This is a genomic window from Streptomyces sp. NPDC102360, assembly GCF_044766085.1.
Taxonomy (GTDB): domain Bacteria; phylum Actinomycetota; class Actinomycetes; order Streptomycetales; family Streptomycetaceae; genus Streptomyces.
The window spans coordinates 511005-532717 of record NZ_JBIWLG010000002.1 but is presented as its reverse complement, the minus strand read 5'-3'; the positions used below and the strand labels follow the sequence as shown (position 1 = coordinate 532717).

The 21713-nt window shown below is 70.4% G+C and carries 18 protein-coding genes; 15 read left to right on the top strand and 3 right to left on the bottom strand.

Annotation, left to right across the window (positions count from 1 at the left end; all coding sequences use genetic code 11):
• Nucleotides 1-37 precede the first annotated feature (37 nt).
• Entirely contained in the window at nucleotides 38-1258 is a 1221-nt protein-coding gene (locus ACIRHA_RS11865; protein WP_403843316.1) for an MFS transporter, read from the bottom strand.
• A gap of 250 nt (nucleotides 1259-1508) precedes the next feature.
• On the opposite strand from ACIRHA_RS11865, the gene ACIRHA_RS11860 reads away from it, so the two are divergent.
• The 5 genes from ACIRHA_RS11860 (at nucleotide 1509) to ACIRHA_RS11840 (ending at nucleotide 7669) form a co-directional block, all read left to right on the top strand.
• Nucleotides 1509-2378, top strand: coding sequence for an oxygenase MpaB family protein (locus tag ACIRHA_RS11860; protein WP_403843313.1), 870 nt, complete (start codon nucleotides 1509-1511; stop codon nucleotides 2376-2378).
• A gap of 129 nt (nucleotides 2379-2507) precedes the next feature.
• Entirely contained in the window at nucleotides 2508-3530 is a 1023-nt protein-coding gene (locus ACIRHA_RS11855) for a TIGR03842 family LLM class F420-dependent oxidoreductase (RefSeq protein ID WP_403843311.1), read from the top strand.
• Nucleotides 3531-3638: 108 nt separating this feature from the next.
• Nucleotides 3639-5150 carry an NCS1 family nucleobase:cation symporter-1 gene (locus tag ACIRHA_RS11850; RefSeq protein WP_403843309.1) on the top strand — a complete coding sequence of 504 codons (1512 nt, stop codon included), beginning with the start codon at nucleotides 3639-3641 and terminating at the stop codon, nucleotides 5148-5150.
• Nucleotides 5151-5405: 255 nt separating this feature from the next.
• Nucleotides 5406-6896 (top strand): NCS1 family nucleobase:cation symporter-1, encoded by a 1491-nt coding sequence (locus ACIRHA_RS11845; RefSeq protein ID WP_403843307.1) that lies wholly within the window; start codon nucleotides 5406-5408, stop codon nucleotides 6894-6896.
• Between the two features lie 47 nt (nucleotides 6897-6943).
• Complete coding sequence (locus ACIRHA_RS11840; RefSeq protein WP_403843304.1) at nucleotides 6944-7669, top strand: aspartate/glutamate racemase family protein; 726 nt, start codon at nucleotides 6944-6946, stop codon at nucleotides 7667-7669.
• Nucleotides 7670-7700: 31 nt separating this feature from the next.
• Here the strand turns inward: ACIRHA_RS11840 and ACIRHA_RS11835 are convergent, their stop codons facing one another.
• Entirely contained in the window at nucleotides 7701-8378 is a 678-nt protein-coding gene (locus ACIRHA_RS11835; RefSeq protein ID WP_403843301.1) for a hypothetical protein, read from the bottom strand.
• A 207-nt stretch (nucleotides 8379-8585) separates the two neighbouring features.
• Between ACIRHA_RS11835 and ACIRHA_RS11830 the strand changes: the two genes are divergently transcribed.
• Nucleotides 8586-8987, top strand: a complete 402-nt coding sequence (locus ACIRHA_RS11830) for a cold-shock protein (RefSeq protein ID WP_403843298.1) — start codon at nucleotides 8586-8588, stop codon at nucleotides 8985-8987.
• 12 nt (nucleotides 8988-8999) lie between these two features.
• Here the strand turns inward: ACIRHA_RS11830 and ACIRHA_RS11825 are convergent, their stop codons facing one another.
• Nucleotides 9000-9635: a TetR family transcriptional regulator gene (locus ACIRHA_RS11825; protein WP_403843295.1), complete on the bottom strand. Its 636-nt coding sequence runs from the start codon at nucleotides 9633-9635 to the stop codon at nucleotides 9000-9002.
• Between the two features lie 165 nt (nucleotides 9636-9800).
• On the opposite strand from ACIRHA_RS11825, the gene ACIRHA_RS11820 reads away from it, so the two are divergent.
• The 9 genes from ACIRHA_RS11820 to ACIRHA_RS11780 all read left to right on the top strand — a co-directional run bounded on the left by ACIRHA_RS11820 (nucleotide 9801) and on the right by ACIRHA_RS11780 (nucleotide 21595).
• Complete coding sequence (locus ACIRHA_RS11820) at nucleotides 9801-11303, top strand: sulfatase-like hydrolase/transferase (protein ID WP_403843293.1); 1503 nt, start codon at nucleotides 9801-9803, stop codon at nucleotides 11301-11303.
• A gap of 199 nt (nucleotides 11304-11502) precedes the next feature.
• On the top strand, nucleotides 11503-13113 hold the full coding sequence (locus ACIRHA_RS11815) for an ABC transporter substrate-binding protein (RefSeq protein WP_403843290.1): 1611 nt from the start codon (nucleotides 11503-11505) through the stop codon (nucleotides 13111-13113).
• Nucleotides 13114-13178: 65 nt separating this feature from the next.
• On the top strand, nucleotides 13179-14132 hold the full coding sequence (locus tag ACIRHA_RS11810) for an ABC transporter permease (protein WP_403844453.1): 954 nt from the start codon (nucleotides 13179-13181) through the stop codon (nucleotides 14130-14132).
• A gap of 5 nt (nucleotides 14133-14137) precedes the next feature.
• Entirely contained in the window at nucleotides 14138-15004 is an 867-nt protein-coding gene (locus ACIRHA_RS11805; RefSeq protein ID WP_403844451.1) for an ABC transporter permease, read from the top strand.
• Entirely contained in the window at nucleotides 15001-16032 is a 1032-nt protein-coding gene (locus ACIRHA_RS11800) for an ABC transporter ATP-binding protein (protein ID WP_403843288.1), read from the top strand. Before ACIRHA_RS11805 ends, ACIRHA_RS11800 begins: the two co-directional genes overlap by 4 nt.
• Nucleotides 16029-17114: an ABC transporter ATP-binding protein gene (locus ACIRHA_RS11795; RefSeq protein ID WP_403843286.1), complete on the top strand. Its 1086-nt coding sequence runs from the start codon at nucleotides 16029-16031 to the stop codon at nucleotides 17112-17114. Before ACIRHA_RS11800 ends, ACIRHA_RS11795 begins: the two co-directional genes overlap by 4 nt.
• 9 nt (nucleotides 17115-17123) lie before the next feature.
• Nucleotides 17124-18956: a gamma-glutamyltransferase family protein gene (locus tag ACIRHA_RS11790; RefSeq protein ID WP_403843283.1), complete on the top strand. Its 1833-nt coding sequence runs from the start codon at nucleotides 17124-17126 to the stop codon at nucleotides 18954-18956.
• 98 nt (nucleotides 18957-19054) lie between these two features.
• On the top strand, nucleotides 19055-19930 hold the full coding sequence (locus ACIRHA_RS11785) for an inositol monophosphatase family protein (RefSeq protein ID WP_403843281.1): 876 nt from the start codon (nucleotides 19055-19057) through the stop codon (nucleotides 19928-19930).
• Nucleotides 19931-20185: 255 nt separating this feature from the next.
• A complete protein-coding gene (locus tag ACIRHA_RS11780) occupies nucleotides 20186-21595 on the top strand; it encodes a phytoene desaturase family protein (protein WP_403844449.1) in 1410 nt (469 codons plus the stop codon).
• Nucleotides 21596-21713: the final 118 nt, after the last annotated feature.

Here is a 21713-nt window from a genome sequence, read left to right as displayed (position 1 = left end):
GGCGCCCCATGGGGTGGCAAGGCGAGACGCGGCGCGGTCACGGCTTCGTCAGCGTGACCTGATCGGGCTGCGTCGACGGCTCGGGCGTGGATGAGGCGACCACGTCGGAGTGGCGGCCGCCGCGGTCCATGAAGCCTCCCGCGAAGGCCAGGCCGAGACCGGCCACGGCGAGTGCCGCGCCCACCAGGGCGGGGGAGGTCCAGCCCCAGCCCGCGGAGATGGCCAGGCCGCCGAGCCAGGCGCCGCCCGCGTTGGCGAGGTTGAAGGCCGAGTGGTTGGAGGCGGCCGCCATGGTCGGCGCCGCCTCCGCCTTGGCCATCAGCAGCATCTGCACGGGCGTCGTGATGAGGGAGCCCAGCGCTCCGACGAGGGCGATGACGATGAGCGCGGGCACCGTGCTGTGGACCGCGAAGTAGAACGCCACGAGCGCCGCGGCGAGCAGCGCGAGGCCCGCGTACAGCGTGGGCCGCAGAGCCCGGTCGGTGAGCGGGCCCGCGATCAGCGTGCCCAGCGTCATGCCGACGCCGTAGAGCGCGAGGACCAGGGTGGTCGAGGAGTCGGAGATGCCCGTGACGTTCGTCAGCATGGGCACCAGGTAGCTGTAGACGGCGAAGAAGCCGCCGAACCCGACCACGGCCGTGGCCAGGCCGATCACCACCTGCCGGTTGCCCATCGCCCGCAGCTCGTGCCGGATCCCGGTCTGCCCGCCACGCGGCTGGTGCGGGACGAAGAGGGCGAGCGCCGCGAGGGCGACACCGCCGATGACGGCGACCGCCCAGTAGGCGGAGCGCCACCCCAGGTGCTGGCCGAGGGCGGTGCTCGCCGGGACGCCGACGATGTTCGCGACGGTGAGGCCGAGGAACATCTTCGAGACGGCGCGGGCCGCCCGGTCGGGCGTGACGAGCCGGGACGCGACGACGGCGCCGACACCGAACAGCGCTCCGTGCGGCAGACCGGCGAGGAAGCGTGCGGCGAAGAGCAGGCCGAAGTTCGGGGCGAGCGCGGACGCGACGTTGCCGATCACGAAGAGGCCGGACAGGAGCAGCAGCAGCCGCTTGTGCGGGATACGCGCTCCGATGCCCGTCAGGACGGGGGCGCCGACGACGACACCGAGCGCGTACGCGGAGACGAGATTGCCGGCGTGCGGCACCGACACGTCGATGCCGTCGGCGATCTGGGGCAGCAGCCCCATCGTGGCGAACTCGGTGGTGCCGATGCCGAACGCGACAACAGCCAGGGCCAGCAGGGCCAGCGGCATGGTGCAGGAAGCCTTTCGAAGAACGGGGAGGCCGGTCCCTGGGACGGAGATCGGCCGACAACCCGTGCAGCAGCGGGACGGACCCGCGCATTCCGTGTTCGCTCCACACGCCTCCGTGACCTCCGTCACCCCGTGCCCCGTGTCCGGGTGTCGTCGGTATTGATCCTTGAAGGCGGGCGTACGAAGGTGGGTCGGCGGGCACGTCGGGGACACGGCCCCGTCGTGTGCCAAGGCCCGGGGGAGGACCAGCATGCGGCGCGACCACTGGACCCGACAGATCCGGCGGCTCGATCCCGACGAGGACTTCCAGGAGATCTACCGGATCAGCGCCACCCACGAGTTCCCCTGGGACACCATGCAGGCCCTCGGGTTCGCCCTGTACCGCACGTACGCCGTGCCGAGCATCGGTGAACTCCTCGGCCGCACCGGCGAGTTCACCCGGCGCACGCAGAAGCGGTACGACGACACCGCGCTCATCCTCGACGCCGTCGGGGAGCACGGCATGGACACGGGGGAGGGGCGCGAGGCCATCCGCCGGATGAACCAGATGCACCGCGCGTACGACATTCCCGACGACGACTTCCGCTACGTCCTGTCGACCTTCGTCGTCGTCCCCAAGCGCTGGATGGACGACTACGCGTGGCGCCCGTACTCGCCGCACGAGGTCCGCGCGACCACGAACTACTACAAGGCGCTCGGCCGGCGCATGAACATCCAGGACATCCCCGAGACGTACGAGGACTTCGAGCGCCTCATGGACGACTACGAGCGGCGGAACTTCGGGTTCGACGCGGGGGGCCACGCCGTGTCGGAGGCGACGCTCGACCTGATGGCCTCCTGGTATCCCGGGCCGCTCGGCGGCGCGGTGCGCCGGGCTTCCGTGTGTCTGATGGATGCGCCGCTGCGGGCCGCGTTCGGCTACCCGGACCCGAACGCGGCCGTCGAACGAGTGGTGCGCGGCGGCCTCAGGCTGCGCGGCCGCTTCGTCCGCCTCCTGCCGGCCAGGCGCACCCCGCTCCTCGGCCGGCAGAGCCCCAACATCCGCAGCTACCCGAACGGTTACCGCGTCGGCGACCTCGGCACCTTCCCCGGCCGGGAGGGGGAGCGGGCCGCCGGCTGACAGTCCCCGGACGTCGATGATCGCCGGCGCTGCGGCGCACCGGTGACAGATGCTGGACGCGCGTAGAGCACCTCTTGCCAAGCCCCCACGAGAGGTCCACGATTGTCCCTTCCAAACGAGGGGCTCCCCATGGACTTTGGACTCGTCCTCCAGACCGACCCGCCGGCGTCCGCGGTCGTGGACCTGATGAAACGCGCGGAGCGCTCCGGCTTCACGTACGGGTGGACGTTCGACTCGTGTGTGCTGTGGCAGGAGCCGTTCGTCATCTACAGCCGGATCCTCGCGGAGACCGAGCGGCTGACGGTCGGTCCGATGGTCACCAACCCGGGTACGCGCACGTGGGAGGTGACCGCCTCGACCTTCGCGACGCTCAACGACATGTACGGCAACCGCACCGTGTGCGGCATCGGGCGCGGCGACTCCGCGATGCGGGTCGCCGGGCGCAAGCCGAACACCCTCGCGCGGATCAGTGACGCGATGAAGGTGATCCGCGCGCTGGGGCGGGGCGAGGAGGCCGACCTCGGCGGCGGCTCCCTCGTCCGCCTCCCCTGGGTGCGCGAGGGCGCCGAACTCCCCGTCTGGATGGCGGCGTACGGGCCCAAGGCGCTCAAGATGGCCGGCGAGGAGGCCGACGGGTTCATCCTCCAGCTCGCCGACCCGTTCCTCACCGAGTGGATGGTGAAGGCGGTGCGGGACGCGGCGCGGGCGGCGGGCCGCGACCCCTCCGCGGTGAAGATCTGCGTCGCCGCGCCCGCCTACGTCACGGCCGACGACTCGCCCGAGGCACTCGCCCACGCGCGCGAGCAGTGCCGCTGGTTCGGCGGCATGGTCGGCAACCACGTGGCCGACCTGGTGGCCAAGTACGGCGCGCACTCCGGCATGGTCCCCGACGCGTTGACGGAGTACATCAAGGCCCGCGAGGGGTACGACTACGCGCACCACGGCCGCTCGGGAAATCCGGACACGGCGTTCGTGCCCGACGAGATCGTGGACCGTTTCTGTCTGCTCGGCCCACCCGCCGCGCACGTCGAAAAGCTGCGGGCGCTACGGGAGTTGGGCGTCGACCAGTTCGCCGTGTACGACATGCACGACGCGAAGGAGGCGGTGATCGACGCGTACGGCAGGGACGTGATCCCCGCGATCAACATCTGAGGTTCGGCGCAAAACCCGTACCAAACAAGGCAGTTGACGGCACCGCACCCGCACGGCCGCTGTTCCCGTCTCCCTCCGCAGAGTCTCCCTCCGCAGAACGGACTGCCCATGACCGACACCGCCCCGAGAGCGCCCCTGCCCGCGGTGGAGCTCGCCGCCGACGCCTATCCGGCCGGCAGCCGCTACGCCAACGAGGATCTGCGCCCTGTCCCGCTCGCCGACCGCCGCTGGACCACGTACAACTTCGTGGCCCTGTGGATCGGGATGGCGCACTGCATCCCGTCGTGGACGCTCGCGTCCGGGCTCGTCGCCCTGGGCATGGACTGGAAGCAGGCGGTCCTCACGATCGCCCTCGCGAACGTCATCGTCCTGCTCCCCATGCTGCTGACCGGGCACGCGGGACCCAAGTACGGCATCCCCTTCCCGGTCCTCGCGCGGGCCGGCTTCGGTGTCCGCGGTGCCAACCTGCCCGCGCTGGTGCGGGCGGCGGTGGCCTGCTGCTGGTTCGGCATCCAGACGTGGATCGGCGGCCAGGGCATCTTCGTCCTCCTCGGGAAGATCTTCGGAGGATGGACGGGAGCGGCCGAGGTCGGCGGCTATCCGTGGACCCTCTGGCTCTGCTTCTTCCTCTTCTGGATCCTCGAACTCGCCATCATCTACCGGGGTATGGAGACGCTGCGCCGCTTCGAGAACTGGGCGGCACCCTTCGTGCTCGTCGGCGCGGTGGTGCTGCTGGTGTGGATCGCGAACAAGGCGGGCGGCTTCGGCCCGCTGCTTGACGAGCCGTCGAAGGTCGGCTGGGGCCCGGACTTCTGGAAGGTCTTCTTCCCCGGCCTGATGGGCATGATCGGCTTCTGGTCCACGCTGTCGCTGAACATCCCGGACTTCACGCGCTACGGGAAGGGGCAGCGGGCGCAGGTCTGGGGACAGACTCTCGGGCTGCCGACGACCATGACGCTCTTCGCGCTGATGTCGGTCCTGGTGACGGCCGGTTCGGAGAAGGTGTACGGGGTGCCCATCTGGGACCCGGTGGCGCTGGCCGCCAAGACGGACAGCGTGTTCGGGCTGCTCTTCGCGCTGATCACGGTGTTCGTGGCGACGATCTCGGTGAACGTCGCGGCCAACGTGGTCTCGCCCGCGTACGACCTGGCGAACCTGGCGCCGAAGCTCATCAGCTTCCGTACGGGCGCGATCATCACGGGTGTGGTGGGCGTGCTGGTCATGCCGTGGAAGCTGACGTCGACGCCCGAGTTGTACATCTTCACGTGGCTCGGCGTGGTCGGCGGGCTGCTCGGCACGGTCGCCGGCATCCTGATCGCCGACTACTGGATCGTGCGGCGCACGGTGCTGCACCTCGCGGATCTGTATGTGAGGGACGGGCGTTACTGGTACCGCGGCGGCTGGAACTGGCGCGCCGTCCTCGCCTTCACGGTCGGCGGCGTGCTGGCCGTCGGCGGCTCGTACTCGACGCTGAACGCGAAGGGCGAGAAGGCGGGACCGTTCCCCGTGGACGGCCTCATCCCCTTCCTCAAACCGCTGGCCGACTACGGCTGGGCCGTGGGCCTCGCGGCGTCGCTCGTGCTGTACGTGGTGTTGATGGTGGGGCAGCGACGGGACTGATCCAACTCAACTTCTGTGACCTGGCTCATTGACGGACCCGCACTTCATCAGGTTTGGTATACCAAACTGGTGGTGCGGGTCCGACGCGTTCGCGGCTCGCCAAATGCCCGAATCGGGCGGTCAGTTCATCCGTGAGGAATCGGTGTTTTCTTCGCGTACACCTCTTGATTACCGCAAAACCGGCCCGTAGCGTCTTCCCGCCAAGAGGAAACGAGATTCCTCATCGCGGAAATTGTGGACCTCCAGGAGCGCGTCATGGCTGCCGTGCACGAACAGACCCCCACCGCCGGTGTCGACGGACCCGCTCGCACCAGTCCAGGTCTCTACAGTCCCGATCTGGCCCCCACCAAGAAGGAGGGGCGCCGCTGGGGCGCGTACAACGTCTTCACGCTGTGGGGCAACGACGTGCACAGCCTGGGCAACTACGCCTTCGCCGTCGGCCTGTTCGCGCTCGGGCTCAGCGTCTGGCAGATCCTGATCGCCTTCGCCGTCGCCTCCGTGCTGCTCTTCGGACTCCTCACGCTCTCCGGCTACATGGGCCAGAAGACCGGCGTGCCGTTCCCCGTGATGAGCCGGATCGCCTTCGGCATTCGCGGGGCGCAGATCCCCGCCGCCGTGCGCGGGGCCGTCGCCATCGCCTGGTTCGGCATCCAGACGTATCTCGCCGCCGTCGTGCTCGGCGCCGTGGTCAAGAAGCTGGCGCCCGGCGCCGCCTCGCTCGACCACAACTCGATCCTGGGTCTGTCCACCCTCGGCTGGATCACCTTCCTGGTCCTCTGGGTCGTCCAGGTCGTGATCGTCAGTTACGGCATGGAACTCATCCGCAAGTACATGGCCTTCGCGGCGCCCACCATCCTCATCACGATGTGCGCGCTCGCCGCCTGGATCTTCGTCAAGGCGGACATGTCCATCGCGGTCTCCACGGGTTCCGCGCCCACCGGGCTCGACGCCTGGCGGCAGATCCTCGAGTCCGCCGCGCTGTGGGTCGTCATCTACGGCACGTTCGTCCTGAACTTCTGCGACTTCACCCGCTCCGCGAAGAGCCGCCGCGCCATCGTCGCGGGCAACCTGGTCGGCATCCCGCTCAACATGCTCTTCTTCGCCGGCATCGTCGTCGTGCTCTCCGGCGGCCAGTTCAAGATCAACGGTGCGGTCATCTCCGGCCCCGAGGACATCGTCGCGACCATCCCGAGCACGCCGCTGATGGTCCTCGCCTCCTTGGCGTTCATCGTCCTGACCATCGCGGTCAATCTGCTCGCGAACTTCGTCGCGCCCGTCTACACACTGGTCAACCTGTTCCCGCGCAAGCTGAACTTCCGCAGGGCCGGCATCGTCAGCGCCGTCATCGGGCTCGTCATCCTGCCCTGGAACCTCTACAACAGCCCGACCGTCGTGAACTACTTCCTCGGCGGACTCGGCGCGCTGCTCGGCCCCGCCTTCGGTGTCGTCATGGCCGACTACTGGCTCGTCCGCAAGACGCGGGTCAACGTCCCCGACCTCTACACCGACGCCGCCGACGGCGACTACCACTACCGGTCCGGGTTCCACCTGCGGGCCGTCGGCGCGTTCGCCCCGTCCGCCGCCGTCGCGGTCGTGATCGCCCTCGTACCCGCGTTCAAGTCGCTCTCCGGGTTCTCCTGGTTCATCGGCGCCGGACTCGCCGCGCTGCTCTACGTCGCCCTCGCGGACCGCAGCCGCACCGCGAACGACGTGGACGGCGAGGAGATCGCGGTGCCCGCCGCCTGACCCTCCCCGCACCACCTGTAAGAACTCAAGAAAGCTGTGACCCCGCCATGCGCATTCTCGTCTGCAACGTCAACACCACCGAGGACATGACCGAGAGCATCGGTGCGCAGGCCAGGGCCGTGGCCTCGCCGGGCACCGAGATCGTGCCGCTCACCCCGGCGTTCGGCCCCGACTCCTGCGAGGGCAACTACGAGAGCTACCTGGCCGCGATCGCCGTCATGGAGACGGTCCGCGCCTACCCGGAGCCCTTCGACGCCGTCGTGCAGGCGGGCTACGGCGAGCACGGCCGCGAGGGCCTCCAGGAACTCCTCGACGTCCCGGTCGTCGACATCACGGAGGCCGCGGCCAGTACGGCGATGTACCTCGGCCACAAGTACTCCGTGGTCACGACGCTCGACCGGGCCGTGCCGCTCATCGAGGACCGCCTCAAGCTGGCCGGGCTCACCGACCGCCTCGCCTCCGTACGCGCCAGTGGCCTCGCCGTGCTCGACCTCGAACGCGATCCGGACGCCGCCGTCAAGGCCATCGTCGAGCAGTCCGCGCGGGCCGTGGAGGACGACCGGGCGGAGGTGATCTGCCTGGGCTGCGGCGGCATGGCGGGCCTCGTGGACGAGGTCAAGGCGCGCACGGGCGTCCCCGTCGTCGACGGTGTCGCCGCCGCCGTGACCGTGGCCGAATCGCTCGTACGGATGGGCCTGAGCACGTCGAAGGTGCGCACGTACGCGCCGCCGCGCCCGAAGCGGTTCAAGAACTGGCCGCCGAGCCAAGGCTGACCGAGCCAGGGCCGGCTGAACCAGAGCTGACTCAGGAGGCCTTTCCGGAGGAGTCCTTGACGGAGCCGAGCGAGGCCGCCGCGTCCCCGGCGGCCTTGCGGGCGCCTCTGATCACGGTGTCGTTCGACGGCGCGCCCTTCGACCCGAAGTCGCTGCCGTTGTAGGTGACGGTCAGCAGCAGGTTCCCCGCGCGGACCGTCACGACGGACTCGCGGGTGTCCTGCTTGTCCTTCGTCGTGAGCGAGCTCGTCACGCGCGCCTCGTCCCCGAGGCCCTTGAGCGGGCTGGTCCGCTTCTCGCCGTCGCCGTTCGCGAACACCTTCTTCGCCAGGTCGTCGGAGTCCTTCACCTCGAAGGAGACATCGAGCCAGCGGTAGTCGTACCCCTTCAGGGCGCTCCACGAGCAGCCGCGACGGACCGACTCGTCGGTGGCCGACAGCTCCTTGCCCGCCGTCTTGGCGTCGGGCACGAGGGACGTGACGGTCGATTTGGGCAGCGACTCACACGGGGCCGGCGGCTTCGCGAAGGTCTTCGAGGCCACGGCCTTGCCGGGCTCGTCGGGCGCCGAGGAGGACTGCGGCGCCGACTCGGAGTCCTTGCTCGCGGACTGCTCCGCCATGGGCCCCGAATAGGCCCAGCCCGCGCAGGCGAGCACGGCGACGGGCAGCAGGCGTGCGGTCAGGGTGACCGGGAGCGGGAGAGAACCCACGGCGTACGTCCCTTACGTCAGGGCGGGCGGGGGACGGCCAGTCTCACATGAGTTGCTGTGTGCGGATACCGCCACTTCCGTCACTGTGACATCACGCTGGGGCGTCGCGGCGGAGGGTCCGTGGGTTTGCCGGGGCGGACCGGTAGGATCCGCTCACGTTGTTGGAGGCCGCGAACACTGGGTTCGCCGAGGTGGTTGGGGGTCGGCGTGGTAGCTGGTCGTGTGGTGCGCTTCGACGGAGCGCGTGGTTATGGATTCATCGCGCCGGACGACGGCGGCGAGGACGTCTTCCTGCATGTGAACGACCTCCTGATCCCCGAGTCGTACATCCGCACGGGCCTCAAGGTCTCCTTCGACATCGAGGACGGCGACCGCGGGCCCAAGGCCTCGTCGGTGCAGCTCGCGGAGGGGACCTCGGCTCCCGCGCCCGGCCGGCACGCGGCCGAGGGCGACGACGTGCTCTGCGATGTGCTGCGCGTCGACGAGTTCACGAACGAGGTCACGGAGCTGCTGCTGCGCTCGGCGCCCTCCCTGACGGGTGAGCAGATCCTGGCGATCCGCCGGGAGTTGGTGCAGAGCGGGCGCAAGCACGGGTGGGTGGACAGCTGACCGCGCCTCCGCTCACCACGGGGTGTCCGACACCTCGGCCGTGAGCACCGCCACGCCCGCGTCGATCAGGTCGGCCGCGAGCAGGCGCTGATCGCCGGGGTCGGTACCGGCCTCCAGCAGGCGCTCCCGTTGCGCGAGTGTGTGCAGCAGCAGTCCGATGAAGAAGTCCCACCGGTTCTCCCGTACGCGGTCCGGGAGTTCGGGCATGCAGTGCGTGATCCGGGAGTGCAGCCGCAGCAGGCCACGCGTCCACGGATGGGCCCTGAGATCGTTCGGCGCGATGCCCTCCACGTACATGGCGTTGACGACGAACCGCAGGAATCGGCTGGGCCGCTCGGGATCCTCGAGGCGCTCGACCATGGGGCGAACCAACACCCCCGTGAGTGCCCGGAGTTCCTTGCCGCGGCCCTGTGCGTCGATCGCCTCCAGTAGCTCCAGCCGGCGCGCCGTGGTGGCGGTGAGCCGGTCCTCGTAGATCGCGTCGACCAGGCCCCGTTTCGTGCCGAAGTGATAGGCGACCGCGGAGGTGTTGCGCTGGCCGGCCGCCGCGGCGATCTCCCGAAGCGACGTGGCGTGGATGCCCTGTTCGGCGAAGAGGCGCTCCGCCACGTCGATGAGGCGGCGTCGTGTTCCGTTCGTGGTGCCCATGGCGGAGAGTGTCGGTTGTCTTGCTTGTTTAACGCAAGCGCGTTAAGACGTCAGCGTGACCGCCACGTCCCGACTTGAAGGCCGCGGCACCGCCACGTACGTCCTGCGGCCGGCGGGCGCCGCGCTCCCGAGATCCCAACTCCCCAACGGAGAAGGACGGTTGACATGACGCACGGTGCGAACGGCAAGCGCCCCAACATCCTCCTCGTCGTCTCCGACCAGGAGCGCCAGCGGGACTGGCTCCCCGCCACGGTCGAACTTCCGTGGCGCGAGCGGCTGCTCGCCGAAGGCATGGAGTTGACCAACTACTGGACGCACTCCTCGCCCTGCTCACCCTCGCGGGCCACGATGATGACGGGCCAGTACGTCACCCAGCACCAGGTCGCCGAGAACGTCATCTTCCCCTGGCAGCCGGAGCTCGACCCAGCGACCCCCACCATCGGCGGCGCGCTGCGGGGGGCCGGCTACCGGTCCTCGTACATCGGCAAATGGCATCTGTCCCGCTCGGCGCGGCCCGACATGGAGGCGTACGGCTACGGGGACTGGGACGGCAACGACCACCACTTCATGGGCCTCGCGGGCACCGGCGTGCACTTCGACCCGGTCATCGCGAACAACGCGGCGCACTGGCTGCGCCGGAACGCGGACGCACCCGATCCCTGGTTCCTCACCGTCGCGCTCGTCAACCCGCACGACGTGATGTGGTACCCGATCGACCAGCCCGAATACCAGCGCGCGCATCCCCGGACGATGGAGTTCATCCGCCAGTTCCTCGACGGTGACTGGGGCGGCGGCCAGGCGATCCCGCCCTACGAGCGGCCGTACGACGAGGTGTTCAGCGAACTGCCCGGCAACTTCGACGACGATCTGTACACCAAGCCGGACACCCAGCGGCAGTGGCGCCACGACCAGCAGCACAGTCTCTACGGCCGCATCGACCCGGCGGACAAGGGTGCGTGGCTGCGCCAGCTCGACTACTACGCCCAACTGCACCGCCTCGCCGACGAGTCCCTGGGGAAGGTCCTCGGGGCCCTGGAGGAGTCCGGTGGCTGGGACGACACGATCGTCGTCTTCACGTCCGACCACGGCGACATGTGCGGCGGCCACGGCCTGCGCTCCAAGGGGCCCTTCGTCTACGACGAGATCATGCGCGTGCCCTGCTACGTGAAGGCGCCGGGGACGACCCGTCCCGGCACGGTCAGCGACTCCCTCGCCTCGCACGTCGACCTCGCCTCGACGATCTGCGCGCTCGCGGGAGTGCCCGCGCCCGACTCGTTCCGCGGAGTGGACCTCACGCCCGTGTTCCGGGATCCGCGGGCGTCGGTGCGCGACTACGTGCTGTTCGCGCACGAGGCCACGCACACCCGCCGGATTCAGCGGACGCGCTACGCGGTGCGCGGCATGTTCGACGGCCGGTTCAAGTACGCCCGCTACTTCGGCGTCGGCGGTGGACTCCCCGCCGACCTGGGAGAGAAGCCGGAGCCCTCGACGATGCTCTACGGCCCGGACGCCGACTTCGACGACAACGACCACGAGCTGTACGACCTCCAGGAGGATCCGGGCGAGTTGGTCAATCTCGCCATGGACCGGGCGCGCCGGGTGGAGCTTCGGGAGCGGTTCGGGAAGCTGTGCGCGGTGGAGGGGGAGGAGTTCGCTCCGCTGGACTGACGTGAGCTGAGCAGCACATCTGTGGGCAGTCTGTGGGTGGGCGTCCCATTTGCCGGTCGTGGTTATCCAATCTTCATCAAGGGTTGTCCGGATCCCGGACAACCCTCTTGTGTGCGGACTGTATGCGAAATACGTTCTTCCGTATTCCTTGATCGTGCATCGATCGCCCACCCCTCATCCCTGGCGGAGGTACGCCCTCGTGCGCCGAACAGCGGTTGCCCTGACGGCAGTTGTCCTGGCGATGTCCACCCTGTCGGGCTGCGGCTCCCTGCAGTCCTCGGCCACGGAGGTGGGCGGGCAGCGGATGTCCGACAGCCGTCCCGTCCGTGACGGCGGAACGCTGACCGTCGCCCTCAACGCCGACCCCGACAAGCTCGACCCGACCCTCGCCCAGACCCTCGTGGGCCGCACCGTCTTCGCGGGCATGTGCGAGAAGCTCTACGACGTCAACGAGCAGGGCAAGGTCGTGCCGCAGCTCGCGACCGAGCTGCCCAAGGTCTCCAAGGACGGCCGCACGGTCACCTTCGACGTACGCAAGGACGCGAAGTTCAGCGACGGCACCAAGCTGAACGCGGACGCCGTCGTCACCTCCCTGCTGCGCCACCGCGACCTGGCCGGTTCCGCCCGCGCCACCGAGCTCACCCCGCTCAAGTCGGCGAAGGCCACGGGCCCGTACGGCGTCGAGCTCACCCTGAAGCAGCCGTACGTGCCGCTGACCGCGGTGCTCGCCGACCGCTCCGGCATGGTGATGTCGCCGGCCGCACTGAAGAAGTACGGCAAGAGCTTCACCAACCATCCGTCCTGCGTGGGCCCTTACCGGTTCGTGGAGCGCGTCGGCGGTGACCGCATCGTGGTCGCCAAGGACCCGAACTACTACGACGCCAAGGACGTCCACCTGGACAAGGTGATCTACAAGCCGATCCCCGACGGCAGCGTCCGCCTCGCCAACCTGCGTTCCGGTGACGTCCAGGTCGGCGACCAGATGGTCCCCGTCGACGTGAAGAGCGCGCTCACCGACAACAAGCTGCGGCTCTTCAACTCGCCCTCGCTGGGCTACCAGGGCATCGGCATCAACGTCGGCAACGTCAAGGGCCTCGGCCAGGCGCCCGGCAAGGTCGACACCGCGATGGCGAAGGACGTCCGCGTCCGCGAGGCCTTCGAGCTGGCCATCGACCGCGACCTCATCAACAAGGTCGCGTTCCAGGGCATGTACGAGCCCGCTTGCGGCCCGATGTCCCCGGCGTCCGCGATCGCGCCCGGCGTGAAGTCCTCCCAGTGCCCGAAGCGCGATGTCCCCAAGGCCAAGCGGCTGTTGAAGGCGGCGGGCGTCAAGGGCGCCGTGCACGTGGAGCTGAAGATCCCCACGACGCCCGAGTGGAGCCGCATCGGCCAGGTCATCCAGGCCATGGTCAAGGACGCCGGCTTCGCCCTGACGCTGCGCCCCACCGAGTACGCCACCATGCTCGAGGAGACCGACAACGGCCAGTACCAGGCCTTCCAGAGCGGCTGGTCGGGACGGCTCGACCCGGACGGCAACATCGCGAGCTTCCTCCAGACCAAGGGTGCGATGAACGCCTACGGCCTGGGCAACCCCGAGATCGACGAGCTGATCAAGCGCGGCCGCACCGAGTCCGACCCCGCCGCACGCGACAAGATCTACGCCGAACTGATCCACAAGGTGAACGCCGAGCACACCCTGATCTACCTCTACCGCCAGAAGAACTACGTCGTCACCGGAAAGGACGTCGCGGGCCTGCGCGTCTTCGGAGACGGCCTCGTCCGAGTCAAGGATGCGGGGTACGTCAAGTGACGACCGCTCAAGTAGCAGTGAAAAAAGCTCCGTTGAAGAAGTCCGGGCTGCTCGCCGGGCATCCGATGGCGGGGTACGTCCTCACCCGCATCCGGCAGTCCGTCATCACGATGTTCCTCGTGTCGATCGTCGTGTTCGCCGGCATCCGTGCGCTGCCCGGCGACCCGGCGCTCGCGCTCGCCGGTGAGGAGCGCAGCCCGAAGGCGCTGGCCGCGATCCGCTCCGCGTACGGGCTCGACGACAACATCGTGGTCCAGTACGGCCGGTTCATCGGGCACGCGCTCCAGGGCGACCTGGGCAACTCCTCCCGGACCGGGCTCCCGGTCTCCGACGCCATCGCGCAGGCGCTGCCCGTCACCCTCGAACTGGCCGCACTTTCCCTGCTGTTGGCGATCGTGCTGGGTGTCGGCGCCGGTGTCGTCGCGGCCGTGCGGCGCGGCAAGACCGCCGAGTGGATCGCCAACGCCCTTGCCCTTCTTGGGCTTTCGGTGCCGACGTTCTGGCTCGGCATCGTCCTCGTTCTCGCCTTCGCGATCGCCGTACCGGTCTTCGCGGCCTCCGGCTTCGTCCCGTTCGGCACCGACCCGATCGACAACCTGCGCCGCATGGTGCTGCCCGCGATCGTCCTCGGCTCCGGGCTCGCCGCCGTCGTCATGCGCCAGACCCGCGCCGCGATGCTCGACTCGCTCTCCGCGGACTACGTGCGCACGGCCCGCGCCAAGGGCCTCTCGCGCCGCGAGGTGGTCGGCGGACACGCGCTGCGCAACTCGCTCGTCACCGTCGTCACCGTGCTCGGCCTGCAACTCGGCCATCTGATCTCCGGCGCGGTCGTCACCGAGCAGATTTTCGTGCTGCCGGGCTTCGGCAAGCTCACCATCGACGCCGTCTTCACGCGTGACTACGCGACGCTGCAAGGCGTGGTGCTGTGCACGTCCTTCGCGTACATCTTCATCAATCTGCTGGTCGACGTGGCGTACTCGGTCATCGACCCGCGCATCCGGCTCGGAGGTGCCCGGTGACCACGCTGGCTCTCACAGGAATACGCACCCGGGCCGCCGGGAACGCCAAGCTGCGCGCCCTGCGCAAGAACAAGCTCGCCATGACCGGCGCCGTCATCGCCGCGATCTTCGTGCTCGCCGCGCTGTTCGCGCCGCTCGTCGCCCCGTACGACCCCGCGCGCGCCAACTTCGATGACGTGCTCGCCGCGCCGAGCTGGGCGCACTGGCTGGGCACCGACGACCTCGGGCGCGACCAGCTGTCCCGCGTCGTGTTCGGGGCCCGAGCCTCCATGCAGGTCGGTGTGCTCGCGGTCGTGCTCGCCTTCGTCGTGGGCGTCCCGCTCGGACTGCTCGCCGGGTACTACGGCAAGGTCGCCGACAGCGTCGTGTCCCGCGTCACCGACACGATGCTCGCCTTCCCGTTCCTGGTCCTGGCCGTCGGCCTCGCCGCCGTCCTCGGCCCCTCGCTCACCAACGCGACGATCGCGATCGGCATCTCGCAGATCCCGGCCGTCATCCGCATCTCCCGCGCCGAGACGCTCCGCCTCAAGCACGTGGACTACGTGGCCGCGGCCGTCGCCAACGGAGGCGGCGACGGCACCATCCTGTTCCGGCACATCCTGCCCAACGCCACCTCCGCGCTGATCGTGCAGGCCACCGTGGGCATCCCCACCGCCATCATCGGCGAGGCCCTGCTCAGCTTCCTCGGCCTCGGCGTGCAGCCGCCCGAGCCGTCCCTCGGCGTGATGCTGTCGTCCGCCCAGGCCTTCCTCGCGCCCGCGCCCTGGATGGCGGTCTTCCCCGGCCTCGCGGTCGTCGCCGCGACGCTGGCGTTCAACCTGCTCGGCGACGGCCTGCGCGACGTCCTCGACCCCCGTGGAGCGACCCGATGAACGACCAGGCTTCCACCCAGGTCTCTACTGCACCCGTCCTCAGCGTCCGGGACCTGTCGGTGTCCTTCCGCTCCGACACCCGCACCGTGCACGCCGTCGACCAGGTCTCCTTCGACCTGCGCGCCGGTGAAGTGCTCGCCGTGGTGGGGGAGTCGGGCTGCGGAAAGTCCGTCACCTCCATGGCCGTCATGGGGCTCCTGCCGCCCACCGCGCACATCACCGGCTCCGTACGGATCGGTGACAAGGAACTCGCGGGCGCGGACGACAAGGCGTACGGGAAGATCCGCGGCAACGACATCGCGATGATCTTCCAGGAGCCGATGACGTCCCTGAACCCGGTGCTCACCATCGGGCGGCAGATCGGCGAGGTGCTCCGGCGCCACCAGGGTCTCAACAAGAAGCAGGCACGCGCGCGTGCCGTCGAACTCCTCGACCTCGTGGGCATCCCCGCCCCTGCCGAGCGCGTCGACGAGTACCCGCACCAGCTGTCCGGCGGTATGCGCCAGCGCGTCATGATCGCCATCGCTGTCGCCTGCGACCCCGCCGTCCTCATCGCCGACGAGCCGACGACCGCGCTCGACGTGACCGTGCAGGCGGGCATCCTGGAGGTGCTCCAGTCGCTGCGCGAGCGGCTCGGCACCGCCATCGTCCTCATCACGCACGACCTCGGCGTGGTGGCCGACACGGCCGACCGGGTACTCGTCATGTACGCGGGCCGGCCCGTCGAACAGGCGCCGGTGGACGAGCTGTTCGCCGACCCCAAGCACCCGTACACGCGCGGGCTGCTCTCCGCCGTGCTGCGGCCCGGCGGCGAGGGCAAGCGGCGGCTTCCCGAGATCCCCGGACTCGTGCCGAGCCTCGACTCCCAGCCCGAAGCCTGCACGTTCGCGCCGCGCTGCGCCCGCGCCGACGACACCTGTACGTCGAGCCGTCCCGGCCTCAAGGCCGTCGCCGCGGACGCCGGGGCCGACGCCCCGCACCGAGCCGCCTGCTGGCACCCGCACACCCTCCAGGAGACCGTTTCATGAGTCCTGCGACCTCTGAGAAGAGCACCACGGCCTCTGAGAAGAGCGCCACGGTGCTCGAACTCGTCGATCTGGAACGGCACTTCGCGGGCTCCGCCGGGACCGTGCGCGCCGCCGACGGTGTCACCCTGACCGTCGGGCGCGGCGAGGTCGTCGGCCTCGTCGGCGAGTCCGGCAGCGGCAAGTCGACCGTCGGGCGCTGCGCCGTCCGCCTCGACGACCCCACCGGCGGCACCGTGCGCATCAACGGCACCGACGTGACCACCATGTCGCGGCGCGCCCTGCGTCCGCTGCGCAAGGACTTCCACCTGGTCTTCCAGGACCCGTCGTCCTCGCTCGACCCGCGGATGACCGTCGGCCAGATCATCGCCGAACCGCTCAAGCTGCACGGCATCGCGAAGGGCGAGGCGGCACGCGCGCGTGCGGCCGAACTCCTCGACCAGGTGGGGCTGCGCCCCGAGCACGCCGACCGGCACCCGCACGAACTCTCCGGCGGCCAGCGCCAGCGCATCTCCATCGCCCGCGCGCTGTCCGTCGAGCCGGATCTGCTGATCGCCGACGAGCCGACCTCCGCGCTCGACGTCTCCGTACAGGCCTCGGTCCTCAACCTCCTCGCCGACCTGCAACGCGACCGCGGCTTCGGCTGCCTGTTCATCACGCACGACCTCGCGGCCGTCGAGTACCTCGCCGACCGGATCGCCGTCATGTACCTCGGCCAGATCGTCGAACAGGCGCCCACGCGCGAGCTGTTCGCGGACCCGAAGCACCCGTACACGCAGGCGCTGCTCTCGGCCGCGCCCGTCCCGGACCCGGCCACGCAGCGCAGCCGCGAACGCATCGTCCTCAGCGGCGAGTTGCCCAGCCCGCTGGCCCCGCCGGCCGGCTGCCGCTTCCACACGCGCTGCCCGCTCGCCGTCGACCGCTGCCGCACCGAGATCCCGGCCCTGCGCACGCTTGAAAGCGGCCGGGAGGTCTCCTGCCACCTCATCGCGGACGACGGCACGGCCCCGGACGCGGCAGCGCCACCGGCCGCCCTGTCGGCAGCGTCTCGTACGATCCCCAGCACCCGCACCGCCACCAGCTAGGAGCCTTAGTTGTTCACCACCCGCCCGACCTTGCAGGGCACCTTCGGCATGGTGTCCTCCACGCACTACCTCGCCTCCCAGTCCGCGATGGCGGTCCTGGAGGACGGCGGCAACGCCTACGACGCCGCCGTCGCCGCGGGCTTCGTGCTGCACGTCGTGGAGCCGCACCTGAACGGACCCGCAGGCGAGGTGCCGATCATCGTGGCGCCGACCGGGGGAGAGGTGCGGGTGCTGTGCGGGCAGGGCGGGGCCCCGGCGGGCGCCACCGTCGCGCACTACAAGTCCCTCGGCCTGGACCTCGTCCCCGGCACCGGACCGCTCGCGGCCGCCGTCCCCGGCGCGTTCGACGCCTGGATGCTCCTCCTGAAGGACCACGGCACCAAGACCCTCGCCGAGGTCCTCAAGTACGCCATCGGATACGCCGAGGACGGGCACGCGCCCGTGGAGCGCGTCGGCGAGACCGTCGAGACCGTGCGCGAGCTCTTCGAGACGGAGTGGCCCTCGTCCGCCGAGGTCTACCTCGTCGACGGCAAGTCCCCCAAGCCCGGTGAGCTGCTGCGCAACCGGCAGCTCGCCGCCACCTGGAAGCGCGTCATAGCCGAGTCCGAGGAGACCGGCGGCACCGACCGTGCGGCCCAGATCGAGGCCGCCCGCAAGGTGTGGCGCGAGGGCTTCATCGCCGAGGCGCTGGTCCGCCAGTCGCAGCGGCCCACGAAGGACACCAGCGGCGAGCGCCACACCGGCACGCTGACCGCCGATGACCTCGCCGGCTGGTCGGCGTCCTACGAGGCCCCGGCAACGTACGAGTGGAACGGCTGGACGCTGTGCAAGGCCGGCGGCTGGAGCCAGGGCCCCGCCTTCCTCCAGCAGCTCGCGCTGCTCCCGCCCGAGCTGCCCGCCTACGGGTCCGCCGACTACGTCCACCTGCTCGTCGAGGGCTGCAAGCTCGCGATGGCGGACCGTGAGGCCTGGTACGGCGACGCCGATCCTTCCGGTGTCCCCGTGGACGCGCTGCTCTCGGACGAGTACAACGCCGCGCGGCGCGCCCTCGTCGACCCGGAGAAGGCCTCGCACGAGCTGCGTCCGGGCAGCCCGCTCGGCGCCGAGCCGCGCTTGAGCGCGCACGCCCACGCCGTCGCCGCCGGCGAGGAGGGCTTCGACGCCATGGGCGTCGCGGGCGCGGGCGAGCCGACCGTGCAGAAGTCCTCGGACGAGGAGGTGTCCGCGAACGGCGCCACCCGCGGTGACACCTGCCACATCGACATCGTCGACCGCTGGGGCAACATGGTCGCCGCCACGCCCTCCGGCGGCTGGCTGCAGGCCAACCCGGTCGTCCCCGAGCTGGGCTTCCCGCTCGGCACCCGCCTCCAGATGACCTGGCTGGAGGAGGGCCTGCCGAACTCGCTCACGCCCGGCAAGCGCCCCCGCACGACGCTCACGCCTTCCCTCGCCCTGAAGGACGGCGTCCCGGTGATCGCCTTCGGCACCCCCGGCGGCGACCAGCAGGACCAGTGGCAGGTGCACTTCTTCCTGGCCGTGGCGCTGCGCGGGGCGGTGCGCGGCGGGCTCGACCTCCAGGGCGCCATCGACGCCCCGAACTGGCACAACGACTCGTTCCCCGGCTCCTTCTTCCCGCGCGGCATGCGGCCGGGCTCGGTCACCGTCGAGTCCCGCATGGACGCGGAGGTCGTCGCCGAGCTGCGCCGCCGCGGCCACGACGTGACCGTCGGCGACGCCTGGTCCGAGGGCCGCCTGTGCGCCGTCGCCCGGGACCCGCGCACCGGCGTGCTGTCGGCGGCGGCGAACCCGCGCGGCATGCAGGGCTACGCGGTCGGCCGCTGACCTGCGCCTTCGCCGGTGACCCCTGGATGTTTTCCAGGGGTCACCGTGCGTTCACCTGCCGTGGGGGCGTTGTCAGTGGGCTGTGTTCTCATGGAGACATGATCGAAACGAAGACGGAAAGCATCGAAGACTTTCCGACCACGGACGAATTTCTGCACACGTACATCAACCACAAGCTCCTGACCGGCGTCGAGGACATCGTCCGCGCCGCCGCGGCCGCCGAGATCACCCCGCGCTTCCGCCGGCTCGACGCCGCCGAGATCGAGGAGAAGAGCGCGCCGCACGACCTCGTGACGGTCGCCGACAAGCGCGCCGAGGAGTACCTCACCCGCGAGCTCGCCGCCCTCCTGCCCGGCTCCGTCGTCGTCGGCGAGGAAGCGGTCGCGGCGGACCCGGCCTCGTACGAGGCGATCCAGGGCGGCGCCCCGGTGTGGATCGTCGACCCGGTCGACGGCACCCGGCAGTTCGTGCACGGCGACCCCGGCTTCTGCACCCTCGTCGCCCTCGCGCTCGACGGAGTGGTGCTCGCCTCCTGGACGTACGCGCCCGCGCTCGACGAGATGGCCGTGGCGGTCCGCGGCCGTGGCGCGCGGCTCAACGGAGAGGTGCTGCACGCCGGACCCCCGGCGCCCGGTACCGACCTGCGGGTCGCGACCTCGCACCCCGACTTCACGACCGACGAGCAGAAGCGCTCCCTGCTGGGCCTGTGGACGGACGGTGTCGCGCCGCGCCCCTGCGGTTCCGCGGGCCTGGAGTACCTGGGCATCGCCCGCGGCACGGTGGACGCGATCGCGTTCGGCTGGGAGCTGGCCTGGGACCACGCGGCCGGGATACTCCTGGTCGAGGAGGCCGGCGGGGCGCACCTCACGCGCGAGGGTGTCCCCTTCACCATCCGCGGCGGGAACGCGCTGCCGTTCACCGCGGCGCGGGACGCGGGTACCGCGCGGCGGGTGGCGGGGTTGCTCGCGGCCTGAGCCGGGGGTCTCTTGACCGGCGCCGTGGTTGCGGACTCGGGGCTCTGCCCCGGACCCCGCGCCTCAATCGCCGGCGGGGCTTGAAAGGGGGAGCTCTATCCCGGACCCCGCGCCTCAAGCGGCGGCGGGGCTTGATAGGGCCTCGATGAGTGGGGGCGGGTGCGGGGTGACCCGCGGAGCGGTGCTGTCGGTGGTCCGGCATATCCTGTCCGGGCAGTGGCCATCGGCTGACAAAGGAGTCCGAAGGTGCCGTCGATGCTCGATGCCGTCGTGGTGGGTGCGGGGCCGAATGGGCTGACCGCAGCCGTTGAACTGGCCAGGCGCGGCTTCTCCGTTGCCGTGTTCGAGGCCGAGAGCACGGTGGGCGGCGGTGCGCGCACCGAGGAGCTGACACTTCCCGGCTTCCGCCACGACCCGTGCTCGGCCGCGCACCCGCTGGGCATCAACTCCCCGGCGTTCAGGGACCTCCCCCTGGACCGCTACGGCCTCGACTGGGTCCACCACGAACTGCCGATGGCGCACCCGTTCCCCGACGGCAGCGCGGCCATCCTGTCCCGGTCCGTCGCCGAGACCGCCGCGTCGTTCGGCCCGCGCGACGCGGGCGCGTACCGCCGCCTGATCGAACCCTTGCTGCCGCACTGGGACACGCTGGTCAAGGACTTCATGTCGCTGCCGCTCAGCGCGCTGCCCCGCGACCCGGTCACGCTCGCCCGGTTCGGCCTCGTCGGCCTGCCGCCGTCGACATGGCTGATGCGCCGCTTCCGCGACGAGAAGGCGCCCGCCCTGCTCTCGGGCCTCGTCGCCCACGTCATCGCGCCGCTCAGCGGCTTCGCGACCTCCGCGATCGGCCTGGTCTTCGCCCTTGCCGCCCACGCACGCGGGTGGCCCGTCGCGCGCGGCGGCTCCCAGTCGATCTCCGACGCGCTCGCCGCCTACCTCAAGGACCTCGGCGGCGCGATCCACACCGACTACGAGGTGAAGCGGCTCGACGACCTGCCGCCCGCCCGCGCGTACATCTTCGACACGTCGCCGAAGGCGCTCGCCAGGATCGCCGGACTCGGCGGCTATTACGACCGCTTCCGGTACGGCGCGAGCGTCTTCAAGGTCGACTACGCGCTCGACGGTCCGGTGCCGTGGACCGCGAAGGAGGCGAGGACCGCGGGGACGGTGCAGGTCGGCCCGTACCGCTCGGACATCGGCAGGGCGCTGAACGCCGCGTCGCGCGAGGGCCGCGGCCCCGAGGCGCCGTTCCTCATCACGGTGCAGCCGACCGTCGCCGACCCCACGCGCGCCCCCGAGGGCAAGCACACGTTCTGGGCGTACGGGCACGTGCCGAACGGCTGGGACGGCGACCTCACCGACGCCATCGAGCGCCAACTGGAGCGCTTCGCCCCGGGGTTCAGGGACCTCGTCCTCGCGCGCGCGACCGCGGGCCCGCCCGAACTCGCGGTCCGCAACGCGAACTATGTGGGCGGCGACATCGCCTCCGGCGCGGCCAGCGGTCTCCAGCTCCTGCTGCGCCCCAAGCTCTCCCTCTCCCCGTACACCACGCCGCACCCCGCCGTGTACATCTGCTCATCGGCCTCCCCGCCGGGACCGGGAGTCCATGGCATGTCGGGCCACAACGCCGCGAAGGCGGTGTGGCGGCGGCTGCGCGCAAATTAAAGCCCCTGCGGCGATTGAGCAGCGGGGTCCGGGGCAGAGCCCCGATCTTTGGAGCCCCGCCGGCGATTGAGGCGCGGGGTCCGGGGCAGAGCCCCGAGGCGTAGGACCGCCCGACGTA

What these genes read in the sequence shown, in the direction of transcription:
- ACIRHA_RS11865 (WP_403843316.1), bottom strand. Translation starts at nt 1,258, where the DNA reads ATGCCGCTGGCCCTGCTGGCCCTGGCTGTTGTCGCGTTCGGCATCGGC.
- ACIRHA_RS11860 (WP_403843313.1), top strand. Translation starts at nt 1,509, where the DNA reads ATGCGGCGCGACCACTGGACCCGACAGATCCGGCGGCTCGATCCCGAC.
- ACIRHA_RS11855 (WP_403843311.1), top strand. Translation starts at nt 2,508, where the DNA reads ATGGACTTTGGACTCGTCCTCCAGACCGACCCGCCGGCGTCCGCGGTC.
- ACIRHA_RS11850 (WP_403843309.1), top strand. Translation starts at nt 3,639, where the DNA reads ATGACCGACACCGCCCCGAGAGCGCCCCTGCCCGCGGTGGAGCTCGCC.
- ACIRHA_RS11845 (WP_403843307.1), top strand. Translation starts at nt 5,406, where the DNA reads ATGGCTGCCGTGCACGAACAGACCCCCACCGCCGGTGTCGACGGACCC.
- ACIRHA_RS11840 (WP_403843304.1), top strand. Translation starts at nt 6,944, where the DNA reads ATGCGCATTCTCGTCTGCAACGTCAACACCACCGAGGACATGACCGAG.
- ACIRHA_RS11825 (WP_403843295.1), bottom strand. Translation starts at nt 9,635, where the DNA reads ATGGGCACCACGAACGGAACACGACGCCGCCTCATCGACGTGGCGGAG.
- ACIRHA_RS11820 (WP_403843293.1), top strand. Translation starts at nt 9,801, where the DNA reads ATGACGCACGGTGCGAACGGCAAGCGCCCCAACATCCTCCTCGTCGTC.
- ACIRHA_RS11810 (WP_403844453.1), top strand. Translation starts at nt 13,179, where the DNA reads ATGGCGGGGTACGTCCTCACCCGCATCCGGCAGTCCGTCATCACGATG.
- ACIRHA_RS11800 (WP_403843288.1), top strand. Translation starts at nt 15,001, where the DNA reads ATGAACGACCAGGCTTCCACCCAGGTCTCTACTGCACCCGTCCTCAGC.
- ACIRHA_RS11795 (WP_403843286.1), top strand. Translation starts at nt 16,029, where the DNA reads ATGAGTCCTGCGACCTCTGAGAAGAGCACCACGGCCTCTGAGAAGAGC.
- ACIRHA_RS11785 (WP_403843281.1), top strand. Translation starts at nt 19,055, where the DNA reads ATGATCGAAACGAAGACGGAAAGCATCGAAGACTTTCCGACCACGGAC.
- ACIRHA_RS11780 (WP_403844449.1), top strand. Translation starts at nt 20,186, where the DNA reads ATGCTCGATGCCGTCGTGGTGGGTGCGGGGCCGAATGGGCTGACCGCA.